Here is a 23,906-nt window from a genome sequence, read left to right as displayed (position 1 = left end):
GTAGGGTAAGAGGTATTTTATTTTAATGATCTCCGAAGCCGCCGCTGCTGAAGCAGGCTTTCATCGCTGCAGCGTCAGGGGATAAGGAGATTTACCACTCGGCGACGGTACCGTCCGGGAACCGCCACAGCGGATTGCGCCAGTCTGACGCGCTCTGACTGCGTTCAGTCACCAGCTGTTCGTTGATCTCTACGCCAAGACCAGGCTTAGTTAGCGGAGCGAAGTGCCCGCCTGTGATATTGAAGTCTTCTTTATTCACTACATAATCCAGCAGCTCTGCACCCTGGTTGTAGTGGATGCCCATGCTTTGCTCTTGAAACACCGCGTTGCGCGAGACAAAATCAACGTGCAGGCAGGAGGCAAGCGCAATTGGACCCAGTGGACAGTGCGGTGCCAGCGCCACGTCATACGCTTCCGCCATGGCAGCAATTTTAACGCATTCGGTAATCCCCCCCGCATGGGAAAGATCGGGCTGAAGGATGGCCAGACCGCCCGCTTCCAGCACGCGCTTAAATTCAAAACGGGAATACATGCGTTCGCCAGCCGCGATTGGCAGATGCGTCTGTGCGGCAAGACGGGGATAGTACTCCGCCTGTTCCGCCAGTACCGGTTCTTCAATAAACAACGGCCGGTAAGGCTCCAGCTCTTTAATCAGGATTTTTGCCATCGGCGCACTGACGCGACCGTGGAAATCCAGACCAAACTCGATTTCATTACCAAAAGCTTCACGAATCTGGGCAACGGTACTGACCGCCGCATCGACTTTACGCGAGCTATCGATTATCCCCATCTCTTCGCAGCCGTTGAGCTTAAAAGTATCGAAGCCGATTTCGCGCAGTTTATGCATCCCTGCAATCACCTCTGCCGGTCGATCGCCACCAACCCAGCTGTAAGCTTTGATATTGTCACGAACCAGACCGCCGAGCAGCTGCCAGACCGGGACGCCAAGCACTTTACCTTTGATATCCCATAATGCCTGATCAATCCCGGCTATCGCGCTCATCAGAATTGGGCCGCCACGGTAAAAGCCGCCGCGATACATCACCTGCCACAGATCATTAATACGTGCCGGATCCTGACCGATGAGGTAGTCTGAAAGCTCATGAACAGCCGTTTCAACGCTCTTCGCCCGTCCTTCAATCACTGGCTCTCCCCAGCCTGTCACACCTTCATCGGTTTCAATCTTCAGAAACATCCAGCGTGGAGGCAGACGATAAGTGGTCAGTTTGGTAATTTTCATTGTACGGCTTCCTTATAGGCTGCAACGAATGCGCGTGCCTGCTCTGCGGTACGTGAAACCGGCTGGCCGGGGCGATAGAGATCGCTGCCCAGTCCCGCGCCCACGCAACCCGCAGCCAGAAACGCATGAAGATTTTCAGGCGTAATGCCGCCGACGGCGAACACCGGCACGTCCGCAGGCAACACGGCTTTCAGCGCTTTGATGTAATCCGGTCCAAAAGCGGAGGAAGGAAAAATTTTCAGCGCCTGCGCCCCGGCTTTCAACGCGGCAAAAGCTTCGGAAGCTGTGGCGCAACCTGCGGCCACCGTCATACCCTTCCCGACGGCACGTTGGATCACCGCGACGTCCGTATTCGGCGTTACTACCAGCTTGCTATTCATCGCAGCTAGCTGATCCACCTGTTCCGGCTCCAGCACTGTTCCGGCACCAATCAGTGCTTTATGCCCGAAAGTCGTTAGCATGCTGGCGATACTGCGCGCCCACTCAGGCGAGTTGAGCGGGATTTCAATCGCATCGAACCCCGCTTCAATCAGCGCGCCAACATGCTCCTCGACTTCCTCAGGACGAATGCCGCGCAGAATAGCGATAAGCGGCAAGTTAGTGGTCCAGTTCATTAGCGATACTCCTGATTCCGTGCTGGAAGGCGTAATCCCCGTCCAGCAATTGAGCTGACAGGCCGCTGAATGTCATCGCCTGCTGATAGCGATCGGCCAGCGAGCTGCCAGCGATTAAGGTTAACGGGGCGCGCTCCCCGCGGATAAAAGTCTCTGCCATCAGCGCAACCTCATGACCAATCAGCAAACCAGAAAGAAAATCGCTGACCGACTCACGCGGGCGTGCGCCCAGCACATGCGCCGCGCGCACTTCAAACAACCGGCTCAGAATGCTGCGATCGTTAGCGCCGGTTTCCAGTCCCTGACGGAACGCATCTGCGTCCGCTAACTGTTGGGGTAAGCCCGCACCAATCAGCGAGTGGTTGAGCAGAAGATGGTGCAGTTCGCCGGTCATCACGGTACGGAACCCCACGATTTTCTGTTGGTCTTCCCTTACCCATTTGCAATGCGTGCCGGGCATCACATAACAGGCAGCCGGGCTAAGCTGAGCGGCACCAAGCAACTGCGTTTCCTCGCCACGCATCACGTTAAAATTATCGTCGTGACTCATGCTCAGGCCCGGGACTATCCAGCCGCGGTTTTCCACTCGGGTCAGGTTCGAGGCGATATCACTCAGCGAGACCGGGCAGGGCAGGTAGGGCACGTTCAGCCAGCCAGCGTTACTGCCGACCATTCCCGCCATTACTACAGGCAACTCGCTGACCGGCCAGCCTTCGGTAAGTGCGGTAAAAACCGCTGCCGGCGTTCTGCCATTCAGGCGTGTAATACCCGATTCGGAACGGCGCTCCTGCTGACAGATGCCTTCGCGATAATACCAGGCGCGCAGGTTGGTAGATCCCCAGTCGATAGCGATATAGCTGTTCAATTAATGTCCTTAAGTCTTCGGGTTGAACTGGCAATCATCGTCAGCGCCGCCTTTTCAGCTTCATCGGGATTCTGATGGCGGATAGCGTTAAACAACGCTTTATGCTCATGCAAGGTATTGGGCATGTTGCTGCTGTCAGGCATGTAAGTGCGCTCGAATATCGCCAGCTGAAGCGAGCTGATGGCCACGCTGAGCTGCTGTAAAACCGGATTATGTACCGACTCCAGCACGGCTTCGTGATAATGAATATCGGCCTGATTAAAGGCTTTGCGGTCATGATGGTGTGTCACCATATCGTTCAGCGCCGCCTCAATTCTGGCTAAATCACTGGAGGTGGCGCGCTCCGCCGCCCAGCGGGCAATTTGCGGCTCGACTAAATTCCGCACTTCATTCATGGCGGCAATCAGACGCGGATCCTGATCATGCTTCAGCGACCACTGCAGCACATCGCTGTCGAGAAAGTTCCAGTGATTGCGCTGAGCGACAAAGGCGCCGCGGTAACGCTTCACTTCTATCAATCGTTTCGCCACCAGCGATCGAAACACTTCACGGATAATATTGCGTGAGGTGTTGAACTGTTCACACAGCTCGGCTTCAGCCGGTAAAGAGGCGCCGGGTACGTACTTACCCGACACAATTTCTTCACCTAAAGCCAAAATAATGCGATCCGTTTTGCTCAGTTCGTCTTTCATAATGTTCCATGTAGTCAGTAAGCGTTCCTGACACTTTACTGCCGTCAGCCGCTAAATCGCATAACAAATAAAACTGTATGCTGGATAACGATGCGCTTATAGTAGTACTAGAATTTGATTTTGTACTACAATCCAGATCACAAAACAGACAATAAAGAAAGGCAAAGAGGTTATGAGAAGTCAGCAATAAGCACAGTGAGAAGTGAAGCAGGCGGACTGCTCAAAGGAAGCACCGAAAACCGGTGGGCATGCCAGTACTGTAAGCTCAGCCATGCTGTTAAAGCATGATTGAACCGGACCGATATTTCGCATGCGAAATCTTTCCTACGCCCTGTTGCAGTATCCGGGCGTCCGCTTAGAGCGAAAAGCGGATGTCAGATGAGAGTTGAAGAGGGCCAGTTGTACAGAAAAGAAAGCCCAAAACCCACTCATTGGGAATGGGGCTGTAAGTGTTTTTTATGCTGATCGGGAGAGCGTAAAGATAACCGATAGCGTGCTCCTCAAAGGTTCATTTAACCTGTTGTGCCTTTAACTCGCTTAAGATGCCAATAAACGCGGCGCCAAGGGGAACAAGCGAGCCCCACAGCACGGCATTCCAGCCATAGTGATTGAGTAGTGCTTCCGAAGAAAACGAACCAGCGATAATCACGCCAAACACGACAAAATCGTTCAGAGACTGGACCTGGATCTTTTCTTCGGGCCGGTGATAGTCGATGATTTTCGCCGATGCGCCGGTGAATCCAAAATTCCAGCCGAGGCCAAGTAAAATCAGCGACAGCCAGTAATGAAAGACGTCCGTACCGCTGAGGTCTGCAAGTACGGAGCCTGCAGTGATAAGCAAACCAGCAGCCGCAAACCGCATGGCACCGAAGCGGCTAATCAGTCTGCCGGTAAAAAATCCCGGCCCATACATGGCAATCACATGCCACTGAATCCCGAGATTTGACACCTGCTGAGAGATGCCGTGCATGTGCATTGAGAGTGGCGCAGCTGTCATCAGAAAGTTCATAACCCTGTAGGTTACGGCGCCGCTGAACACGGTCCTGAGAAAGCCCGGCTGACGGACAATATCGCGTATAGGGCGACCGCCTGTTTTTACTGCAACGGTAGGTGAAGCAGCTCCTCGAAACCGGACAGTTGGTCCAGTTGCATCCCGACCCTGGCTGGGCGCTGAAATGGTCCTACTACCACATCACCCCGCAGCACAACGCCATGCGTCATGAATTAAAAGTCTTTCACGACTGGCTTCTTCAGGACGTTGTCTCAGGCAATTCGTGATCAGCACTTCAGGCATTATGCTACTCCGGCAATCACTTCGGGAACGTAATGCTTTCATCCCCGTAAAATTACGACATAGAATTTCTTCTCTGCATCGCAAGATCCTCTGATTTGTTGAAGCTGACAGGCTTTCTGATCATCGCCCTCAACAAATGAGCAGTCCGGTGAGCTCTCAAAATGCATTACCCGGACCCTGAGCGCGGGAGAAAACGATGGCTTATCTGCAAATCATCCTTGATATCAGTGACGAAAACCGTGTCTCAAGTAATCCAGAACTTGAGACTGACTTATGTGCCTTACCGAAGTCTGGAAAATTTGACCAGGCGTATGCGTCGCATAACCCAGAATTAGCGCGACAGTTGCAGGTTGTACAACCGTTGTATAATGCAGGGTTCATTAAAGACTGTGGTCTAATCAGCCGATAAACACAGACTAATACTTCAGACCTTGAATCTCGTCACAGATGATTACCCGCACATTTCTGCGGGCAAAATGGCACCGCAGAAACTGCTGCCGGACAGGCTGAAGCATCAGCCACTGCTCATAACTGACATTCGCATAATTGATAACCGCTTACCAAAGCCTCTGTTAGGTTGATGGGCCGGCAATTACGGTGATTAAGAGGTCTGTAACGATTAGTATTGAGCTTGTTTAGTATCGTCAGTAAACAACGGAGCCGAACACCATGAATACTGTGATCAAACCTACCTTTTCCGCTGTTTGGTCCACGGACGCTCAAGGCACTTGCATTGCCAGTCAGGAAAGCCCGACTGGCCTGATGCCCGCACTGAAAGGCGTAACGCTAAGTGAATGGTTGAGGTTCGCACAGGCAGATGATGATGCAAAGATCGCGCTGCAACTTACTGCGGCGTTGGAATTTGTGAAACCTTTTCATATCGAAGTTCCGATCCATTGTCTGGACGGGGCGACGCGGCGTGTGATTGTTTCAGGTCTGCCGGATTGCCAATCCACTGCTTCTTGCCTGCAGTACAACGGCTTCATCCTTGATATAACCGGGCAGCGCAAAGCACTTGAGGATGCACTGCGTACAGCGGCGGAATACCGTCTGTTGATTGAAAACAGCACTGACTTGATCGCGCATTGCGACACGAACGGCAGGTACGTTTCGATCTCGCCTTCTTACAGTGAAATGATAGGCTGGTCAGCCGATGAGATGGTAGGCCAACTGGTGGTGGATTTCCTGCATCCCGACGACCGCGCATCCGCTGCTGATGCACTGGTATGTATCTTCAACGGTGGTGTGCTGCCGGATGTAATCGAGGTACGCAAGCTACATCGCGACGGCCACTACATTACGCTTGGTACCAAGGCCTGCGGCGTCGGCGATCCTTCCACAGGTAATAACATCGGTGCAGTGCTGGTTTCGCGCGACATTACCCGTGACAAGGAAAGGATCCGGAAGCTTGAGAAACTGGCAACCCGCGACACGTTGACCGGATTGCCTAACCGGGCCTGGATCAACGACCAGGTTGGCTGCATGCTTGCGCAGGGCGAAGATCTGGCATACACGACTGTCCTGTTTATTGATTTGGATGGGTTTAAGGCAGTCAATGATTCGATGGGACACGCAGTAGGGGATGCCTTGCTGCAGCAGGTAAGCGAACGGCTACAACGCTGTATGCGTCCGGGCGATTCGGTGGCACGTCTGGGCGGAGACGAGTTTGTGGTAGCAGCGAAGTGCAGCAATCGTGAGGCAGCGTCCGCAATCGCCCAGCGTATCATTGACAGCCTGAAAGAGCCATTTGCTTTCAATAGCATGGAAGTACGGATCGGGGCGTCTATTGGCATCAGTTTCGCACAGTCCGGGACGGCATCGGCCAAAATGTTATTTGAAAATGCTGATATGGCGATGTACCAGGCGAAAGCACGACGTGATGGGTCATATCAGTTTTTCGAGCCCGCAACGCTGCCGTTACGTGATTAGAATAGCCAGCTTCGCTTTCCGGCCTTGTCTGCGATTTATCGTGGCGCGTCGTTTACCTTAATGCCTGTGCTACCCGGCGACAGGCACTTTAGTACTAAATAGGGGATGAAATAGACAAAATGGAGTGAGCGGAGGGGACGTTTGTGGCTTTCCGGATGTCCGCTTTTGGCTGTGAGTTCAACTGCTCGGACGCGCTCCACTTGTATAAGATCCGACAGAAAGCGCCCCTGGTACCCAATCAGTTAGTGCATGGCAGTGAGCAAGCGGCTGGCAAAGCTCCTGATCAGCTCCGAAATTTCGCCCGATGCCTCCAGAGGCGAGAGATGACCAATTCCCGGCAAAATGTGTAAAGTGGCGTGCGGTATGCGCGTCATCAGTTCCTTCTGTAACACCGCAGGTGGATCTACCCGATCTTTTTCGCCTGAAATGACGAGAGTCGGAACGCAAATCATTGCCGCTTGTGCGCTGATGTCTTCCTGGCTAGCAGCCAGCGGCCATGCTGCTTTGGCAGCGGGAGCACCTTGCAGACTGTCCTGCACGACCATTTCAAGATCGTCCGGCCGAAGAAGGCCAGCTGCCAATACCTGCCTGACGGTGGCCAGGATGCTTTCCCGACTGGCCCCAACCACGTTGATCGACCGCGACGGTGCGAAAAGCAGGTGTAAGGCCCCCAATGACATGCTGCCAGGTGCGCGACGAGCCGCCCCAGTAATGCAGGAACACGAGCGCCGGAGCGTTTATCCCGTGAGCAAGGCGGTTCCGGCCTGTCCAGAACCTGTAACAGCTCTCGCCAGCGGTAAAGCCCGGCATCACCTGCCCAAACTGATAGAGAACAGCGTTGAAAATATAGACTGTAATATATATGCTATATAGATTGTAATTTATAAAGGTGGGCCTGTGTGGATTGTTGAAACCACGGATTTGTTCGCTGAATGGCTGAAAGAGCAGGACAGGGCAATGCAGCTGGACGTTATTGCCGCACTGAATCTTCTGAAGCAGGAAGGTCCACACCTCGGGCGACCGCATGTCGATACGCTGTACGGCTCGAAAATCCCCAACATGAAAGAACTCAGAGTTCAGAGCAACGGCCGACCTGTAAGAGGATTCTTTGTGTTCGATCCCCTGCGCAAAGCCATCATCCTTTGCGCGGGTAACAAAGAAGGCGCTGATGAAAAGCGTTTCTACAAGACCATGATTAAAACGGCTGAAAGCGAGTATCACCGACACCTGGACCAACTGAAACGGAGTGGAAAATGAAAACGCTGGATGATCTGATGGTTGATTTGACACCCGAGGAGCTGACTCAGGTGAATGATAAAGTTGCAGAAATGCGGCTTGATTCTCAGTTGTATAAACTTCGCGAGGCGCTGGCTAAAACGCAGAAGCAGCAGGCAGAGGCTATGGGGATCGCACAACCCTCCGTTGCGGCTATAGAAGGGCGCGGCGAGGATCTGAAAATCGCGACGCTCAAACGATATGTTGAAGCGCTCGGCGGCCAGCTAACTATCGGTGTCAATATGCCCGGTGGCGAGCACGTCGATTTCACACTTTAACTGCACCCGTAAATGTGATCGCCCGGGGATACGGTGTTCCCCGGCTGACGTACCGGTTATTCCCCTTCGCCCGCGCTTTCTCTTTCCGAAACGCTGTCTCACGGTCTGCTTTCTTCACTGACTGCTGTTGTGCGGCAGCTGCTCCTTCGGTTTTCTTCCTTTGATGGTCAAAAGCAGTAATATCCTGATGGCCCTCTTTGGTTCCCCGGTAGGGCCGAGCCATCAATCCTGGTGCACTAACCGGCAGAGTCCATAAGCTCCGCCAAACATCAGAAGCGGCGCCAGGAGGATTCTGGCTGGGTCTGATGGCAAATGGCCAGGGTAAACTCTGCAGCTGGCCTGCAGTCCGCTATGAGCGAAAAGCGGCGAGGTAGGGAATGGTAATGCGGCCCTTGAAAACATTGTGATTTTGCGTTTTTACATAGCCTGGGCCGCTAGCAGACGCTGAGAGAACAGCTGATCGTGCTAAAAAGCTGCGACTTCGATATGGATCGCATCCTATAAGTTAGGATTTCACTGCTGAGCGCAAGAACTCTACAAATGCGCGTACTCGCGCCGATAGATGACGATTCTGGGGGTAAAGAATCGAAAACGGGCGAGAGCGGCCTCCGTATTTTTGAAGGACCTCTACAAGGTCTCCACGCCTTAAAGCGTCTCCCACTGCAAAGCGATAGGTTTGATAAAGGCCTCCGCCTGCGTTAACCCAAGCGACAGCCCCTAACGCATCATTAAGTACACGCATCCGGCTCGTTATCTGTTTCTCGATTGAAGTACCTAACTCATCGGTGAACAGCCAATGCAACGGGCGCCCTGTATTCGGTGATATGTACTGGATGCAATCGTGTTGATTGAGGTCATCAATACGGTATGGTTCACCTTTTTTTGCAAGGTATGTCGGAGTTCCGAATACCCCAAGCGAGGCGTCCTCAAGCTTGAAGGCGACAAGACGCGAATCTTGCGGCACGCCTAGCCTGATTGCCAGATCGAAGCCCTCTTCAACAAAGTCGATTATTTTGTCCGAGATACTAATCTCGATATCGATCTGCGGATAAAGCTCAGTGAACTTGGGCATTAAGGGTAAAAGGCGAAACGTTCCGTAAGCAGCACTGACGCTAATGCGTAGCGGTCCGCTAGGGACGGTTTGTGAACCCGTGATCGCTCGCTCAGCCTCGGCGATTTGCTCAAGCGCTAGATGACATTCTTTCCAATAGAGCTCGCCCTCAGTTGTAAGCTTGACGGCGCGGGTGGTCCGCAAAAAAAGACGTACTCCGAGGCGCTGCTCGAGCCGACTGATCGACCGACTGACTGCGGCCGGCGTCAAACCGAGAATCTCAGCCGCACTGGTGAAGCTGCCGGTCTCCGCTGCTCTACAGAACTGTTCAATGCTGCCAAGCTGAAGTGGTTTACCCGCTGCCATATTGATTACCATTTGTAATAAATGAATTGATTATCACATGGTTTATCAACCAAGAACAACGCATTAAAGTACGTCTACTGCTTCAGCAACAACGCGACAAAGCCGCGCTACTTAAGCAGTGCACGGTTTTGGCCCACACCCCGACATACTTTTAGGAGCTACACAATGACCAGCAAACTGAACGTTTTCACTTCGCCTTCGGCTTTTCCTAACCCACAGCGCCTGCGCCTGTTCATGCATGAAAAGGGGATCGCTGATCAGTTCCAGGAGACTATTTACGACATGACGCCGGTTGGCGAACAGCGTGGATGGCGTCACTTGAAAATGAATGCCTGGGGTGAGACGCCGACCCTCGAGCTCGCTGACGGTAGCTATATCTCCGAAACTGCAGCTGTCATCCGTTATTTGGACCAGTCCTACCCCGGCCGCAAGATCATGGGGGAGACGCCGCTGGAACAGGGCTTGGACAACATGTGGGATAACCGCATCTGGGTTCACATCCTGTATCGAATCGTCACGGCTTTCCACGTTCTGCATACCGGTCTCGGCTTCAAACTCGAACTGACGAAGAACGAAGCTTGGGGCGAACACTGCCGCAAAGAAGCGTTGGCCCATGCTGCACTGGTCAACAAACATCTTTCGGACGGACGCCAATGGCTGCTGGGGGGCGACGAGCCTACTTTCGCCGACATCACGCTGGCAACCGCGATCGCGTTCTCGAAGTTCCCGGTGAATGCTACGCCGCTGGACGAACGTTTCGAGTTCCTGGACGCATACTGGCAGCGCTGGCAGCAGCGTCCAAGTTTCCAGGCTGCATATGCAGACCGTAGCAGCGGTATCCCTGAGCTCGATAACAAGGCGTGATCTAACTTTAAAGTCGCGCGAAATCCAACCGTGGATTTCGCGCGATAGAAGAAGTCTACTTTGGGGCGGTAGCGAGCAGGCGTGGTAGTCTGCTTCGACCGAGGATAGTCGGTTCAGTGAGATTAAAGCTAACGTCTAATGCGTTGCGCGGCAGGTGTATAACCCGCTGCGCTTCTTCTATTATTTTGCGGATGTGTAACGTATGAACAAACCTATAAAACTGCCTGGACTGGACCATCCGATCACGATTACGCCCGAATTTCGCCGCGTTAATACAGCATTCCAGTGGGTGAAGAACGTAGCGTGAATGCCGTATGGACTTATGAACACCCGTTTCCTGGAGCAGCACAAATAGCCTCTTACCTGGCGTTCTATCCTGACCGGGTTGACGCTATCAACGTCGCTTAGGGCGCGACAGAGCTTTTTTGCTCCGTCAGAAACCCGAACCTTGACGCGCCTCACTCCTTGTACCGTCGGTTGATTTACATGTCCGCTTCTGGCACAGAGCGGACGTCGCAGAAAGCTCTGCCGAAAATGCGAGTGACTTCAATTCTGATGGTCTCTGACGCCGTTGCTTATCAACGGGGGTAATTACCCACCGCACGATTCACTGCAGCCCAGCCCGTCATGACATCACGTTGACTCATGGCCAGTGCCTGCCTCGCCTGGATATTGCTGCGCTGTGCATCCAGCACGTCAATAAAATCACTCAGTCCGCCATCGTAACGCGCCTGGCTCAAGGCCAGCGCCTGCTTCGCACTCTCTGCACGTACCTGCTGTTCGCGGAGTTTTTGCTGCGCCGCGGCATAACGGCTCAGCGCATCATCAATTTCCTGCCAGGCTTTCAGGACGGTTTGGTGATAATCGACCGCTGCCTGTTGTTGATCGGTTTCCCGCAATACCACCGTGGCTTTACGACGGCCTCTGTCAAACAGCGGCAGATTCAGACTCGGCCCCACTGACCAGCTACGGCTGCTCCACTCGGTGAAATTATCTGCGCTGTACGTATCCATACCAATTTGCGCGCCCAGCGTAATGCTCGGGTAAAGTTCAGCCTGGGCGACGCCGATGCGTGCCGTTGCCGCATGCAGCTTCGCTTCTGCCGCCCTGATATCTGGCCGGTTGAGCGCCACCTCGGACGGGATCCCCATTTGCAGCGGTGGCAAATAGCTCGGTTTCAGGCTGTCAGCATGATATTTCAGCTGTTGTTGTAACGCCCCAGGGTGTTCGTCCAACAGCAAAAGTAACTGGTTCATCGCCACGCCTTCCTGCGCCTGAAGGTCGATCAGGTTCGCCCGGGTGGCCGCCAGTTCGCTGCGTTGTCTTTCCTGGTTTGTTTCATCCAGCGATCCGCCTTCTGTCCGTGCCTGAATCAGGGAGAGGCGTTCATCCAGCGCTTTTTCATCCTGTTTTGCGAGCATGATTTGCTGCTGAATGCCGCGCAGATTGTAGTAGTTATTGACCACATCCCCGACGATACTCAGCCTCGCCATCTCCAGCATCGCCTGCTGGGATTCAACATCAGCAGCAGACGCTTCTGTTGCGCGGCGAACATGTCCCCACAGGTCGATCTCCCATGAGAAATCCAGCCCGCCCTGATACCAGTTTGACGGCGCCGACATCAGGTTTATGAGTTCATCCGGGTTCGGCAGTACTTCTTTTAACGCGCGCGTCGAGGGACTGTTCTCGCTTTGTTGGGTCCGGGTAACGCTGCCAGTTGCGGTCACCGTCGGCGTTTGCTGCGAAGCGGTTATCTGCTGCTGGGCGCGGGCGCTGGCGAACCGTAATGTTGCGGAACGAATATCGGGGCTGGCCGATAAAGCTTTTTCGACCAGAGAATCAAGCACAGGATCATTGTAACGTTTCCACCACTGGTTATCTGAAACAACGCTCCCAACCGGCAGCCTGTGCAATCCGGCATCGCCGCTGCGCCAGGATGTCCAGTCAGCCGGCGCATCTGCCTTTGGTTTTTTAAAATCCGGGCCAACAGAGCAACCATTGATGAGTGCCAGCGCAGCCATTACCGCCAGCGCAGATAAAGCACGACGGTTAAAACGTGTAAAACGGTTATTCATCTGGATCCCTGCATCAGTAAAGTCGGTTGCGAAACAGCCATGCTGCCAGCGGCATCGTAATGATCGCCATGACTATCATGGGAATAAAATCAAAGGCGACGTCGCTAAACCTGGCACCTTCGAGATAGACCCGCCTTACAAGGTCAATGGCAAAACGTAATGGATTGGCATATGTCAGGGTATCAAGGACCGCTGGCATAGTTTGTACTGGCGTCAGCAACCCGGAAAGCAACATGAGCGGCATGATAAGTAAGAAGGTGTACAGCATGGCCTGTTGCATATTCACAGAAACGGCTGAAATCGACAGTCCCAGGCCAACAGCGGCAATGTTGAAACTGAACAACCCGAAATAGAGAAGCAGCAATGACCCGTTCATCGGGATCTGAAACCAGAACAAAATCACCAGCAGGATTATCGTCGACTGTACCAGTCCAACTAATACTGGTGGGATGGCTTTGCCAATCAGCAGCTGCATGGGCGTAAACGGAGTGACAAGAAGCTGATCGAAGGTTCCCTGCTCCCGCTCTCTGGCGACCGACAAAGCTGATAACAGCAATGTCTGCAACATACTGATCGCTGCAATCAGCGTGGGCATCAGTCCCCATCGGGATTCGAGATTGGGGTTATACCAGGCGCGGACCTCAACATTTACCGGTGAAAGATTGCCTGTCCTGCGCTGGTTAAAGTCATTAACCACCGCGCTGATATAGCCCGCAGCCGCACCTGCTGTAGAAGAATTGCGGCCATCAAGGATCACCTGCAACGGCGACGTCTGTCCCTGATTGAGCTTGTTTTCAAAATCAGGCGGAAACGTCAGCACCATCAGGGCTTTTCCGTCCATCACCACCTGCTGAATCTGTGACGCCGACGTCAGCGTGACGGTCCGGTTGAACACGCCCGTACCGTCCAGATGCGAGATGATTTGGGTGGATGCCTGACCACGACTTTGATCCAGTACGGCATAATCAACATGGTTAACATCGTAGGTAGCCGCGTAGCCGAAGAGTAATGCCTGCACCAGCACGGGGGTAATGAGGATCACCCGATTAGCCGGTTCTTTAACGATGGTCAGGATTTCCTTTATTACCAGAAAGCTGATGTGCCGCAGCCACTGCCGGAGTTCAGTTATCATGCGCTACCTCAGCCGTTTGCGCAGGGAAAGCCGTGAGGCGTTAACCAGGACAACCGCATAGAGCAGCAGGATGAGGCACTGGCGGAAATACATGGGCCAGTCGTCTCCGCCAAGGAACAGCGTTTTGGTCAGCGACATGAAATGCGTGGCGGGTAAAATCTGGCTGACAACCTGAACCACTACCGGTAAGTTACGAATATCAAAAACAAAACCGGAGAGCATCATGGCGGGCATAAAGCTCGCTATCAGTGCAATCTGACTCGCCAGAAACTGGCTCGGCGCGAAGCCCGATATGGTCAGCCCCATCCCCAGTGCGACCAGCAGATAGAGCATGGAAGAGGTCAGAATGGCGAAGAGAGAGCCTCTGATCGGAATCGCAAACAGGTAATGTGCGGCAAGCAGGCAAATAACAAGATCGACAGCACCCATCACCATATATGGCGCAAGCTTAGCCAGCACCAGTTCCAGTGGCCGGACAGGCGTGACAAACAGGGCTTCCAGCGTTCCCCTTTCGCGTTCACGGGCAATCAGCAATCCGGTAAGAAAGGCGCCAATCAGCGTCAGGATAAGCACAAGGATCCCCGGCACAATAAACCAGGTACTGATACCCGCTTCGTTGAACCACATGCGTTGCTCAATGGATACCGTACCTGCTGTTGATGCGAGGTGTTGTCGGTCAGATTCAATAGCCGTCTGCGTACCCAATGCGCCGGTGATGTAGCTCTGCGCCGCAGAAGCGACGCTGGTGACGGCGCCATTGAGGAGAACCTGAACTTTACCCTTTCCTGACGCCGCACTTTCAGCATAGTCCGGGGGGATGCGAACAATGGCATCAGTCTCACCCTTCTGAAGAGCGCTCTGCGCCGCAGCAAAATCCGGATACGCCAGTACAGAGAGATAACGGCTGCCCTGCAGTGCGGTTATCACCTGATGGCTCTGAGCAGTATGCTGCTCCTGCACCACCGCGACACGTGCTGTGCTCAGGTCGAATGAGACGCCGTAACCAAACAGCAGGATCAGCACGACGGGCAAAAGAAATCCAACTGCAAGATTACTTTTATCGCGCACCAGCTGACGGGTTTCTTTACGGGTCAGCGAGACCAGGCGCCGAAGAAACGTTGACTCATTCATCGCTGTGCTCCTTTTTCTCCGCCTGCGCCCGGGAATGTTCAACGATGGCAATGAAGGCGGTATTCATGTCTGCGGTATGATCCAGCCCTGCGAGCTGACGGACTTCTTTTGGTGTCCCCAGCGCCAGCAATTTTCCCGCATCCTGAATGGCGATCCTGTCGCAATATTCAGCTTCTTCCATAAAGTGCGTAGTGACGATAATGGTGATGCCCTTATTCGCCAGCTCGCCAATGGTGTACCAGAACAGGCGGCGTGCCAGCGGATCGATACCGCTTGTTGGCTCATCGAGAAAAACGATTTCCGGTTCATGCAGCAATGCCACCGCCATGGATAAACGCTGTTTGAATCCCCCTGGCAGTTCGCCGCTGATGGCATCCGGGCTCAGTTCAAATTGCTTCAGCGAAGCCTCGATCTGACGATTCAGTTTTTCGCCGGACAAACCATATGCCCCGCCGAAGAAGGTCAGGTTGTCACGTACGCTGAGATTGCCGTAAAGGGCAAATTTCTGCGATACGTAGCCAATACGGGCGCGCGCTTTAGCCCGGGCCGTGCGCAGGTTCATTCCGGCTACTTCCAGTTGTCCACTGGTAGCGGGCAACAGTCCACACAGCATACGGAAGGTTGTTGTTTTCCCTGCGCCATTTGGCCCTAACAGACCGAAAATTTCGCCGCGTCTGACGTCAAAAGAGGTGCTGGCGACGGCCGTGAAATCACCAAAGGTTCGCACCAGGTCTTTTACGGCAATAATCGGTTTGTCCCCGTCGTTGTGACTGTTTTGTGCAGAGACCATTTCCGCTTTAACAGGCCCTGAAGGGGTCGAAGAATCATGCTGCTGCGCCTGATGCAGCAGCAACATGAAACCATCTTCCAGCTCAGCCTCTCTGGGAGTGGCATTCACCTCATGCGGGGTCGCTTTATCGTCAGGATTGAGACAGATAAAGCGTACGGCATCGCCTTTGGGTACGGCGTCAGCGATCGCATCGCGCTTTTCAAGCAGATGAGCCTGTAAAATCCGGGATTTCGTGCCCTGCGGAGGAACGGCCAGCCAGGTTCTGCCAGCGGCCTTCTGACGCAGCATGTCCGGTTTGCCTTCGGCGAGAATTCTGCCCTGATGCATCACATAAATTTGCGCGCAGCGTTCGGCCTCGTCCATGTAGGCGGTGCTGATGATGACGCTCAGTTTTTCATCCTGAACCAGCTGCTCGATAATTTCCCACAGGTCGCGACGGGAGAGGGGATCAACCCCGACGCTCGGCTCATCAAGCAGCAGCAAATCAGGAGAACGCACCAGCGTGCAGGCCAGCCCCAGCTTTTGCTTCATACCACCCGAGAGTTTTCCGGCCGGACGTGTCGTAAAGCGGGCCAAATCGGTTATCGACAGCAGCCGTTCGAAGCGTTCCTGTCTGGCCTGTTGCGGAACGCCATGTAGATCCGCGTACAAATCAAGATTTTCCTGCACGCTGAGATCTTCATACAGCCCAAAACGCTGCGGCATGTAGCTGATGCGGTTCTGCACTGACTGCGGATCGGCGATCACATCGGTACCCAGTACGGTCAGGCTGCCAGAGCTGGGTTCATAGAGCCCGGCAATCAGCCGCTGAAAGGTGGTTTTTCCCGCGCCATCCGGACCAACCAGCGCCGTTAGCTCACCTGCGCGAATAGTGAGCGTCAGGCCATCGAGCGCGCGCGTTTCAGGGGCATTTTTAGTGATGCCCGGAAACAGACGCACCAGGTCACGGGCAATGACGACATCCTGATTATCAGTTGCCGGCATCGCGCTGATTCTCTGGCTGAGTATTGATGGTCACCGTGGCGGGTTGCCCCATGCGCAGAACGTTATCCGGATCGTCAACGACTATGCGGACTTCAAATACCAGATTGGTTCGCAGATCTTCGGTCTGGACAGATTTCGGCGTGAATTCCGCCACCGAAGAGATAAACCCGACTTTGCCCGTTACCGGTTTATCAGGGAACGAATCAGTGAAAACCTTTGCAGCCATACCCGATTTCACACGCCCCAAATCGCCTTCATTAAGCCACACACGAACCCATTTAGGTTTATTTAGCGCCAGGGTATAGACAGATTTTTGTGGGCCGGTCATGTCACCAGGTTCCTGAAGACGAGCCCGGATTACTGCATCAACAGGAGAGCGTAGTTCTGCCTGTGAGAGGTGGTATTGCATCAGCGCCAGCTGTGCCTCGGTAGCGCGTACCTGGGCAACCGAGGCTTCACGTTGCTCTGAGCGCACCCCTTTTTCCATCAGGGTCAGGCTGGCCTGACGTTCTTTCACGCTGGCTCCGGCAATACGAAGATTGCTGCGGGCCGTGTCCAGCTCCTGTTTGCTGACGCCTTTACCGGCTGTGCTGGCAGAAATGTGTTGAATACGCGTGAGGTCTTCGGTCGCCTTTTGTAACTGCGCCTGGGCGGACGCCAGTTGCGCCCGGGATTGAGCCAGCTCTTCAGGACGCGCGCCTGCCTGCTGTTCACGTACGGTTTGCTTCTGGGCGTCCAGCTGCGCCCTGGCCTGCTGCTCCTGAATTTTCAGCGCGCGGGTGTCCAGTGTCGCGATGACCTGTCCGACACGAACCTGATCGCCTTCATCGACAGTGAGCGTGCTGATACGGCCGCTGTCTTCAAATGCCAGGGAAACCTGGCGAATGTCGACATTTCCATGCAGCGTCAGCTGACTTTTATCTCCGTCATGACGACCAGCCAGCCAGAAAATCGCTCCGGCAATGACAAGAGCCACAACAACCGCTCCGGCGATGATTTTTTTATTCATCATAAAAGTGCCCTGATGCTCCCTGAGGTGCTTAGTTTAAATCAAATTTAAACTTTAATTGTGTAATAATAAACCCCTTCTTAGCGAATTAACTTAGCTGGACGTTGTAAATGATGAGCAGAGCACGCCGGAGCGATGGGGATATCACTCGGGAAAGCATTCTTGAGGCAGCAGGGGAGCTGATCGCAGAAAAGGGATTTGCGCAGACGACTAACAAAGAGATCGCCAAAAGAGCCGGTGTCGACCTGGCCGCGATCAATTATCACTTTGGTGGTCGTGACGGGTTGTATCTCGCCGTTCTGACGCTTGCTCACCATCATTATCTGGACGGTGAGCAACTTTCTCGGCTCGCGGCATCTGAGCTATCTGCCGAAGATAAGCTAGGTGCTTTCCTGGAAACATTTCTGGCAAAACTCAGTAATTCGGATGCCTGGCATGGCCGGGTATTCGCACGAGAAATGTTATCGCCATCTGCGCAGCTCGGGGATTTTATTAATACGGAAGGGGCAGGAAAGATTCAGTCAGTAAGACGGATCGTGGGCGAAGTCGCCGGTCTGTCAGAAGATGATCCGCGGCTGCTTCCCTGCATGCTAAGTGTGGTGGCACCCTGCATGATGCTGATGGTAACGGGAAACCGGCTGCCCGGTCCGGTGAAAGAAATCTACACAATGCAAACTCAGGCGCTCACCAAACATTTTAAACTTTTTTCTCTTGCCGGATTAAAGGCTGTAGGTGAAGAAAATCTAAGCTGACGGGCTCAGTAAAAACTTATTATGGGGTCGACTAGCATTTGATGACTTTGACAGGCGGGGAGCAGATGTACGCCGGTGCCCATGGCTTCTTGTATCCACCGCATCAGTTGCGCCCGTTCATGAGCGGGATGCCTCTAATCCGACCTTCGCCTTGAACTCCGCGCTGTGCAATTTCCGCTTCTTTGCTTCCCGTCATTTCCTGCCGTCCTCCGTTGAGGACCATAACGTAAGACTTAAGCTGCTGTCTCGAATCGTTGATCCACTATACTGACCATTGCAGTTGTCATTTACATACGAGGCTGCGCACGGTTAATTACCTGACACCAACCTTACCCATGACGATCTGGAGAACAACATGCAAAACAGTAAAACCTTAAAAGGATTACTGGTCGTATCGGCAGTAGCAGCTATGTTCAGCACTGTCGGCGTACAAGCCCAGACACCGACGAGCGCCGCGCAGAATAGTGCCGCAGGCCAGACCGCATCGAGCGCCAGCCTCAGCTCCGGCGATGAAAAAGCGTTGAAGGACATGGCGCAGGCCAATATCAATGAAATCGCCGCCGCCAAGATCGCGCTGAGCAAGGCCCAAAGCAGCCAGGTGAAAGCATTCGCTCAGCAGATGGTCGAAGACCACGGCGCTGCCTTGACCAAAGTACAGGCGGTCGCCCAGCAAAAAGGCGTGGCGCTGCCGACTGAGCCGGACGCCAAGCACAAAACCATGGCTGCCAAACTGGAAAAGCAGAGCGGCGGGGCGTTTGACAAGATGTATATGGAAAACGCCGGCACCAAGGACCACAAAATGGTGCTGTCGACGCTGCAGAGTGACGCCAAAAAGATCAAGGATCCGGATGTGAAGGCCCTGGCCGACGCGCACACGCCGGTGGTTGAGCAGCACCTTAAGTCCGCCCAGCAGATGTCGATGTAATCAGACATGCCAGCAGGTAAGTAAACAGGTTGTTCGGTGGGCACAGGGTCCTGCAATCTGGACTACCTTTGTTCAACGTGTTGCAGAAAGTCACGGCGGGAGTGTCATTGTTGACAGTGCTGAAGAACGGGGGACGACCTTTACTGTCAGTCTGCCGATCGATGCTCGCTCTTGTGCAGTCACAAGCTGACACTCACTCTACGTGTTGACGACCAGAATTGATCCGAAGCAGTCGTTCGCCAGGCTGCATGGCGCAGACATTGTGAAGGACCGCTTCTGGCATATAGCGGACATTGTCCTATAAAACCCTGATCGCGGTTCCGACCTATTTCTCTTAAGTCAGAACCATTCAAACTCAAAAACTCTGCCAGTCACTCTCTGCAGCCAGCATCATGCACGTTGGTGCAATAACAGAAGCGGTAACAGCAACCGGAGTTACCTCACGGCGTGCTTCATCCCTGCTCAGCACGAATTTTCCTGCCAGCTGGTTAAGCATCTCAGCCTGCTCCTGCAGGGACTGGGAGGCAGCAGAAGCCTGTTCCACCAGCGCGGCGTTCTGTTGTGTGACCTCATCCATTTGGTTTACTGCCTGCTGCACCTGGGTAATCCCCTGGCTCTGCTCGACAGCGGCAGCGGCAATCTCACTCATCAGCCCACTGACCTGATGGATCGCTTCATTCATTACCTGCATATTCTGACTGACGTCACTGGCCTGGGTTGCGCCTGCTTCAGTCAGGCGGTGCGCTTCATCAATCAGTGTCTTGATCTCACGGGCAGCGGAGGTTGAGCGCTGGGACAGATTACGCACCTCACCGGCCACGACCGCAAAGCCTTTGCCATGCTCACCGGCGCGTGCTGCTTCCACCGCAGCATTGAGCGCCAGAATATTGGTCTGAAACGCGATGCCTTCAATCAGAGAGACGATATCAGCGACTTTGCGCGAGCTGCTGCGAATGTTATCCATGGTGGCGAGCATAGTATCGAGTGAGACGCTGCTTTTCTCCGAAAGGGCGCTGGCATTTTCTGCCAGCTTACTGGCCTGACGGGTATTATCAGCGGTCTGACGTACCGTTTCGCCCAGCTCGGTCATGCTGGCAGCGGTCTGCTCCAGCGTCGCGGCTTGTTCTTCGGTACGTGATGAAAGATCCAGATTGCCTGCAGTAATCTCTACCGATGCGCTGCTGACTGACTGCGACGCGTTCTGTACGGAAGCCAGCGCGGTGGCCACGCTGCGCATCAGGATATTAAACGCCTGCGCCATCTTCCCCACTTCGTCACGGCGCGTATCGTTAGCGCTCAGCGTGAGATCGAGGTTCTCGCTGGCGTGCGTCATTACCTGACCCACATCTGTCAGGCTGCGGCGGATACGAAGTATTGTCAGAGTAGCGAAGATGCCAAAGATGACCAGGGTCGCGATCACACCAGCAATAGTGGTCCAGAGCACATTGTGGAAAGTGCTGCGGTTGGTGGCGCGCAGTTCGTTGCTGATGGTGATGTTTAACTCAAGCTGCTTTTGATAGCCAGTAATCAGCTGCCGAATTGCCGCACCGATGCCATTCTGTCCTTCAATCAAATCAAGGCTCACAGCGTTCTGGTGGCTGCGCGATGCGCTAAGAAAAGCGGGAAGCGTTTCGTTCACGCGCTGCAAACTGGCATAGGCGACTTCAGTCAGGCGCCTGTCTTCATCCCCTGAAATTTCATTTTTCATGTAGTCGTCGGTATGCGATTTCAATAGCGCCAGCTGTTTTTGCAGGCTGTTCTCTACGGCTGGCATCGCGTGGTCATTGAGCTGCGTCTGGTGCTTATAAAGGAGCAGCGCCAGCTGGTTGCTCTGATCGACCAGTTCGCTGAGATCTTTAATCGAGGGGATAGCATTATCCTGCACAAACTCAAAACGATCCTGGAAGCCTGAGAGAAGAGTAATTGCCAGAATGGCCTGCAGAATGATGGCACCGAACAGCATGGAGAAGGCGAGCAGCAGGCGTTGCGAGATGTTCATTTTATTATCCTTAATTGAATCACACTCCTGTTAATACATACAAAAAACAGGGTCTATGGATGTTCATCGGCAGCAGGATGGATTAATTAAGGATTATTTTAGTGACGGGGTTAACAATCTGATAACGCGACCGCGCGATGCAATAAAGAAAACGGGCTTTCTGCCAGACAAAAGACTCAGCAGTTCATTGAGATAGTGTATTTCTGAACAGTACCAGACTACTTGCTTCCCGTTCGAACGCTTGCTCATGGCGCAAAGCCGCCTTACGTGGATGCACGGTCCGCTAAGAGCGATGAGCGGACATTAATCCTTCATGATATGAAATCAAAGGAGATGGGATTATCTGACAGAGAAAAAACAGTTCATTCTTAAATAACAGGTAATCTCTGACGAGCCGTGAAAAGAAAAAGTATGAGCTTCCTCATTATTTATTCAGGCAGATTACTTCCCCTGCGCACTCACCTTCCTGTAGGTCCATTATAACCAGGGCAGCGCAATCCTCTGGAGCCTGAGCGATAAGTTCACCCTTCGCATTCCATGCGGCGCTTTTTCCGACAGGTTTCCAACCGCCTGACGGGCCACAGTAATTAGCCATCAGCGTGGGCATCGCATAAAGTTTGGCGTAGCTTTTTAGCAGGCCGGCATCTTTATCATAACCACCTGCACTTAAAACTGAATTAAGGTAAATTTCAGCCCCCAGATGCACCGTTCGTTCTGCATGGATCGGCTGTCCTGCATCTGCGCATATAGCCACGCCGAGATTAAACGTATGTGCCGTAAGAACACACTCTGCTTCACCGGCGGAAAAATAGTCAGACTCTCCCGGATGAAGATACATTTTTCGGTAAAAGGAAATGTGGCGCTTTGAAGAAATTACACATGCGCCAATGGCCGGCTTCCTACCTTTTACCCACAGAGGCGCACCTGCAATGATTGTCATATCGTGCCTGTCAGACAACGTTTGAAGTGGCCAGAGGCAGGTCTCGTCAGCGAGAGCCAATCCTTCAGCCATCTCTGGTTCATAACCCGTTAAAGAGAGTTCCGGAAAAATGATGAGGTTAACGCCTGCCGACGCTGCAGACGTAACCAGTAGTTCGTGATAGCGCATATTCTCTTCAATGCAGCCGCGAACCGGAGCAAACTGTCCTGCTGCGATTCTTAACCTTCTCTGAATACTACCCATGCTTACTCGCGGACGTTTTTAAAATCGTCAGTTACCATACAAAAATAAACAGCAGGCGTCATCTTTCTAAGACTGGATCCACACCTTGGGCGGCCGTATGTCGATACGCTGTACGGCTCGAAAATCCTCAATATAAAAGGGCTCAGAGCAACGGCTGGCCTGTAAGCGGATTCTTTATGTTCGATCCCCTGCGCAAAGCCATCATCCTTTGCGCGGGTAACCGATCCGGGAGGCGCGCCTGTGGATTTATTGTTCAGGCATCACTGTGACAGGTTTCAACGATCCTCACGGGCCTTCTGAACTTCTCTGACAGTTGCAGGCTGACCAGTGCCAGCAGAATAAAGGCCACAGACATACCGGCAAGCCCGTAAAACCCCGCCACCGGATAAACCCAGGATGCCATCGCAGAGCCAAAGCCTATCCCGCCAAACATAAAGGCACTGGTCAGCGCCAGCGCAATACCGCGATGCCGGGCAGATGCCAGCTCTACGATCCTGCGCTGCTGACTTGGCCAGAGCAGGTCTGTGGCAAAGGCCCAGAAGATGAGCGCTGCCAACAGTACGGCAAGCGTTTTCGGCAGCAGGGCAATCATGGCTGTATCCACAATTAGCAGCGTCATGCCGGTCATCAGCAGCTTTTCAGACGTGAAACGAACCGCCGCGCGGGTAACCCAGAGATTTCCCAGCACCCCGGCAACGCCCAGCACCGCCAGCGTCGCAGAGACAGCATGCGGACCACCAGCGTAAGTATCGCGAATGAATGGGGCGATAAACGAATAAAAGCTGTAGACCCCGGAGGTGATGAAAAACACCACCAGAAATGCCGTCAGATATTTACTCTCTGACAGCACGCCCGCCATCTCGGAGAGCCGGATGCGCGTTCCTGCGCTTTCATCAGGGACCGTCAGCAATACGTTCAGGCCGCTCAGCAGGCTTATCACCCCAACCAGCGCAAACAGCGTTTTCGCACCCCACAGGCCAGCAACCCATGCGGCAAGTGGAATACCGGCCAGGCTCGCCATAGATACGCCGAGGAGCACCATGCCGATAGCCGGGCCGCGCTGCTGTTCATCAACCAGTTCCGCACCGAGCGCAACCAACACCGGGCCGATGAAACCCGCGCCCACGCCCATGAGCAGGCGAGAGACAACTAACGCACTGTAGGAGGGGGAGAGCGCAAAAGCGAATGCGCCAAGACCAAAAAGCCCTATGCCTGTCAGTACGAGCTGACGACGGCGAAGATGGCCAAACAGAACCTGAATCAGCGGGGCGGCCAGCGCAAAGGTGAGACCAAAAATGCTTAGCAAACGTGCGCTCTGCGCATCGGTCAGCTGCCAGGCAGCAGAAATAGCGGGCAGGCTGCCAGCGACAGACAGCGCACCGGTGGCCTGAACAAAGTAAGCGATGCTCAGCGCGCGCAGGGCGCGGCGCTGGGAAGACGTAATGACAGTATTCATTT

General features: G+C 53.7%; 22 protein-coding genes and 2 pseudogenes. 9 read left to right on the top strand and 15 right to left on the bottom strand.

Annotated features, from left to right (window positions below):
* Positions 1-91: 91 nt before the first annotated feature.
* The 5 genes and pseudogenes from dgoD to ABU178_RS16215 form a co-directional block, all read right to left on the bottom strand.
* Positions 92-1,240 (bottom strand): galactonate dehydratase, encoded by a 1,149-nt coding sequence (gene dgoD / locus ABU178_RS16235; RefSeq protein WP_397216765.1) that lies wholly within the window; start codon positions 1,238-1,240, stop codon positions 92-94.
* Positions 1,237-1,854, bottom strand: a complete 618-nt coding sequence (locus tag ABU178_RS16230) for a 2-dehydro-3-deoxy-6-phosphogalactonate aldolase (RefSeq protein WP_397216763.1) — start codon at positions 1,852-1,854, stop codon at positions 1,237-1,239. Before ABU178_RS16230 ends, dgoD begins: the two co-directional genes overlap by 4 nt.
* Positions 1,838-2,719, bottom strand: a complete 882-nt coding sequence (locus ABU178_RS16225; RefSeq protein WP_397216761.1) for a 2-dehydro-3-deoxygalactonokinase — start codon at positions 2,717-2,719, stop codon at positions 1,838-1,840. Before ABU178_RS16225 ends, ABU178_RS16230 begins: the two co-directional genes overlap by 17 nt.
* Positions 2,716-3,411 (bottom strand): FadR/GntR family transcriptional regulator, encoded by a 696-nt coding sequence (locus tag ABU178_RS16220; protein ID WP_397216759.1) that lies wholly within the window; start codon positions 3,409-3,411, stop codon positions 2,716-2,718. The genes ABU178_RS16225 and ABU178_RS16220 overlap by 4 nt, the downstream gene beginning before the upstream one ends.
* A gap of 508 nt (positions 3,412-3,919) precedes the next feature.
* A pseudogene (locus tag ABU178_RS16215) lies at positions 3,920-4,528 on the bottom strand (MFS transporter); the annotation flags it as partial.
* Between ABU178_RS16215 and ABU178_RS16210 the strand changes: the two are divergent.
* The 3 genes and pseudogenes from ABU178_RS16210 to ABU178_RS16200 form a co-directional block, all read left to right on the top strand.
* Positions 4,522-4,689: pseudogene (locus ABU178_RS16210) on the top strand (LysR substrate-binding domain-containing protein); the annotation flags it as partial. The pseudogenes ABU178_RS16215 and ABU178_RS16210 sit on opposite strands and share 7 nt — an antisense overlap.
* Before the next feature lie 212 nt (positions 4,690-4,901).
* Positions 4,902-5,114 (top strand): hypothetical protein, encoded by a 213-nt coding sequence (locus ABU178_RS16205; RefSeq protein ID WP_397216757.1) that lies wholly within the window; start codon positions 4,902-4,904, stop codon positions 5,112-5,114.
* Between the two features lie 260 nt (positions 5,115-5,374).
* Positions 5,375-6,634 (top strand): diguanylate cyclase domain-containing protein, encoded by a 1,260-nt coding sequence (locus tag ABU178_RS16200; protein ID WP_397216755.1) that lies wholly within the window; start codon positions 5,375-5,377, stop codon positions 6,632-6,634.
* 242 nt (positions 6,635-6,876) lie between these two features.
* Here the strand turns inward: ABU178_RS16200 and ABU178_RS16195 are convergent, their stop codons facing one another.
* Positions 6,877-7,314: an alpha/beta fold hydrolase gene (locus tag ABU178_RS16195; protein ID WP_397216753.1), complete on the bottom strand. Its 438-nt coding sequence runs from the start codon at positions 7,312-7,314 to the stop codon at positions 6,877-6,879.
* Positions 7,315-7,531: 217 nt separating this feature from the next.
* Here ABU178_RS16195 and ABU178_RS16190 point away from each other — a divergent pair, with 217 nt between their 5' ends.
* Positions 7,532-7,891: a type II toxin-antitoxin system RelE/ParE family toxin gene (locus ABU178_RS16190; protein ID WP_397216751.1), complete on the top strand. Its 360-nt coding sequence runs from the start codon at positions 7,532-7,534 to the stop codon at positions 7,889-7,891.
* Positions 7,888-8,187: an XRE family transcriptional regulator gene (locus ABU178_RS16185; protein WP_397216749.1), complete on the top strand. Its 300-nt coding sequence runs from the start codon at positions 7,888-7,890 to the stop codon at positions 8,185-8,187. Before ABU178_RS16190 ends, ABU178_RS16185 begins: the two co-directional genes overlap by 4 nt.
* A gap of 505 nt (positions 8,188-8,692) precedes the next feature.
* Here the strand turns inward: ABU178_RS16185 and ABU178_RS16180 are convergent.
* A complete protein-coding gene (locus ABU178_RS16180) occupies positions 8,693-9,604 on the bottom strand; it encodes a LysR family transcriptional regulator (RefSeq protein ID WP_397216747.1) in 912 nt (303 codons plus the stop codon).
* 165 nt (positions 9,605-9,769) lie between these two features.
* Here ABU178_RS16180 and ABU178_RS16175 point away from each other — a divergent pair, with 165 nt between their 5' ends.
* Positions 9,770-10,468, top strand: a complete 699-nt coding sequence (locus ABU178_RS16175) for a glutathione S-transferase family protein (protein WP_397216745.1) — start codon at positions 9,770-9,772, stop codon at positions 10,466-10,468.
* A gap of 285 nt (positions 10,469-10,753) precedes the next feature.
* Positions 10,754-10,876, top strand: a complete 123-nt coding sequence (locus tag ABU178_RS16170; protein WP_397216743.1) for a DUF427 domain-containing protein — start codon at positions 10,754-10,756, stop codon at positions 10,874-10,876.
* Between the two features lie 170 nt (positions 10,877-11,046).
* Here ABU178_RS16170 and ABU178_RS16165 read toward each other — a convergent pair whose 3' ends face one another.
* The 5 genes from ABU178_RS16165 to ABU178_RS16145 are packed head-to-tail and all read right to left on the bottom strand — an operon-like array spanning position 11,047 to position 17,592.
* Positions 11,047-12,543 carry an efflux transporter outer membrane subunit gene (locus ABU178_RS16165; protein WP_397216741.1) on the bottom strand — a complete coding sequence of 499 codons (1,497 nt, stop codon included), beginning with the start codon at positions 12,541-12,543 and terminating at the stop codon, positions 11,047-11,049.
* 13 nt (positions 12,544-12,556) lie between these two features.
* Positions 12,557-13,675, bottom strand: coding sequence for an ABC transporter permease (locus tag ABU178_RS16160; RefSeq protein ID WP_397216739.1), 1,119 nt, complete (start codon positions 13,673-13,675; stop codon positions 12,557-12,559).
* A gap of 3 nt (positions 13,676-13,678) precedes the next feature.
* Entirely contained in the window at positions 13,679-14,806 is a 1,128-nt protein-coding gene (locus ABU178_RS16155; protein WP_397216737.1) for an ABC transporter permease, read from the bottom strand.
* Positions 14,799-16,580, bottom strand: a complete 1,782-nt coding sequence (locus ABU178_RS16150) for an ATP-binding cassette domain-containing protein (RefSeq protein ID WP_397216735.1) — start codon at positions 16,578-16,580, stop codon at positions 14,799-14,801. Before ABU178_RS16150 ends, ABU178_RS16155 begins: the two co-directional genes overlap by 8 nt.
* Positions 16,567-17,592, bottom strand: coding sequence for an HlyD family efflux transporter periplasmic adaptor subunit (locus ABU178_RS16145; protein ID WP_397216733.1), 1,026 nt, complete (start codon positions 17,590-17,592; stop codon positions 16,567-16,569). Before ABU178_RS16145 ends, ABU178_RS16150 begins: the two co-directional genes overlap by 14 nt.
* A 107-nt stretch (positions 17,593-17,699) precedes the next feature.
* Between ABU178_RS16145 and ABU178_RS16140 the strand changes: the two genes are divergently transcribed.
* Together ABU178_RS16140 and ABU178_RS16135 are read left to right on the top strand one after the other, a co-directional pair.
* The gene (locus tag ABU178_RS16140; protein ID WP_397216732.1) at positions 17,700-18,341 is read left to right on the top strand and encodes a TetR/AcrR family transcriptional regulator; all 642 of its coding nucleotides are present in this window, start codon (positions 17,700-17,702) and stop codon (positions 18,339-18,341) included.
* Between the two features lie 355 nt (positions 18,342-18,696).
* On the top strand, positions 18,697-19,266 hold the full coding sequence (locus ABU178_RS16135) for a DUF4142 domain-containing protein (RefSeq protein ID WP_397216730.1): 570 nt from the start codon (positions 18,697-18,699) through the stop codon (positions 19,264-19,266).
* Between the two features lie 355 nt (positions 19,267-19,621).
* Here the strand turns inward: ABU178_RS16135 and ABU178_RS16130 are convergent, their stop codons facing one another.
* From ABU178_RS16130 to ABU178_RS16120, 3 genes are all read right to left on the bottom strand, one after another.
* Entirely contained in the window at positions 19,622-21,265 is a 1,644-nt protein-coding gene (locus ABU178_RS16130) for a methyl-accepting chemotaxis protein (protein ID WP_397216729.1), read from the bottom strand.
* Positions 21,266-21,689: 424 nt separating this feature from the next.
* Positions 21,690-22,448 (bottom strand): carbon-nitrogen hydrolase family protein, encoded by a 759-nt coding sequence (locus ABU178_RS16125; RefSeq protein WP_397216727.1) that lies wholly within the window; start codon positions 22,446-22,448, stop codon positions 21,690-21,692.
* 253 nt (positions 22,449-22,701) lie between these two features.
* Entirely contained in the window at positions 22,702-23,904 is a 1,203-nt protein-coding gene (locus ABU178_RS16120; protein ID WP_397216725.1) for an MFS transporter, read from the bottom strand.
* Positions 23,905-23,906 lie beyond the last annotated feature (2 nt).

Origin of the sequence: Pantoea osteomyelitidis (assembly GCF_044342975.1) — a bacterium.
In the GTDB taxonomy this organism is placed as follows: Bacteria; Pseudomonadota; Gammaproteobacteria; order Enterobacterales; family Enterobacteriaceae; genus Pantoea; species Pantoea osteomyelitidis.
Note: the sequence above shows the minus strand (reverse complement) of the source record. Positions and strands in the feature narration are given on the sequence as shown.

Coding starts and splice junctions, on each gene's coding strand:
- ABU178_RS16195 (WP_397216753.1), bottom strand. CDS start 7,314: ATGTCATTGGGGGCCTTACACCTGCTTTTCGCACCGTCGCGGTCGATC.
- ABU178_RS16135 (WP_397216730.1), top strand. CDS start 18,697: ATGCAAAACAGTAAAACCTTAAAAGGATTACTGGTCGTATCGGCAGTA.
- ABU178_RS16160 (WP_397216739.1), bottom strand. CDS start 13,675: ATGATAACTGAACTCCGGCAGTGGCTGCGGCACATCAGCTTTCTGGTA.
- ABU178_RS16175 (WP_397216745.1), top strand. CDS start 9,770: ATGACCAGCAAACTGAACGTTTTCACTTCGCCTTCGGCTTTTCCTAAC.
- ABU178_RS16185 (WP_397216749.1), top strand. CDS start 7,888: ATGAAAACGCTGGATGATCTGATGGTTGATTTGACACCCGAGGAGCTG.
- ABU178_RS16145 (WP_397216733.1), bottom strand. CDS start 17,592: ATGATGAATAAAAAAATCATCGCCGGAGCGGTTGTTGTGGCTCTTGTC.
- ABU178_RS16180 (WP_397216747.1), bottom strand. CDS start 9,604: ATGGCAGCGGGTAAACCACTTCAGCTTGGCAGCATTGAACAGTTCTGT.
- ABU178_RS16125 (WP_397216727.1), bottom strand. CDS start 22,448: ATGGGTAGTATTCAGAGAAGGTTAAGAATCGCAGCAGGACAGTTTGCT.
- ABU178_RS16120 (WP_397216725.1), bottom strand. CDS start 23,904: ATGAATACTGTCATTACGTCTTCCCAGCGCCGCGCCCTGCGCGCGCTG.
- ABU178_RS16140 (WP_397216732.1), top strand. CDS start 17,700: ATGATGAGCAGAGCACGCCGGAGCGATGGGGATATCACTCGGGAAAGC.
- dgoD (WP_397216765.1), bottom strand. CDS start 1,240: ATGAAAATTACCAAACTGACCACTTATCGTCTGCCTCCACGCTGGATG.
- ABU178_RS16165 (WP_397216741.1), bottom strand. CDS start 12,543: ATGAATAACCGTTTTACACGTTTTAACCGTCGTGCTTTATCTGCGCTG.
- ABU178_RS16200 (WP_397216755.1), top strand. CDS start 5,375: ATGAATACTGTGATCAAACCTACCTTTTCCGCTGTTTGGTCCACGGAC.
- ABU178_RS16155 (WP_397216737.1), bottom strand. CDS start 14,806: ATGAATGAGTCAACGTTTCTTCGGCGCCTGGTCTCGCTGACCCGTAAA.
- ABU178_RS16150 (WP_397216735.1), bottom strand. CDS start 16,580: ATGCCGGCAACTGATAATCAGGATGTCGTCATTGCCCGTGACCTGGTG.
- ABU178_RS16220 (WP_397216759.1), bottom strand. CDS start 3,411: ATGAAAGACGAACTGAGCAAAACGGATCGCATTATTTTGGCTTTAGGT.
- ABU178_RS16205 (WP_397216757.1), top strand. CDS start 4,902: ATGGCTTATCTGCAAATCATCCTTGATATCAGTGACGAAAACCGTGTC.
- ABU178_RS16230 (WP_397216763.1), bottom strand. CDS start 1,854: ATGAACTGGACCACTAACTTGCCGCTTATCGCTATTCTGCGCGGCATT.
- ABU178_RS16130 (WP_397216729.1), bottom strand. CDS start 21,265: ATGAACATCTCGCAACGCCTGCTGCTCGCCTTCTCCATGCTGTTCGGT.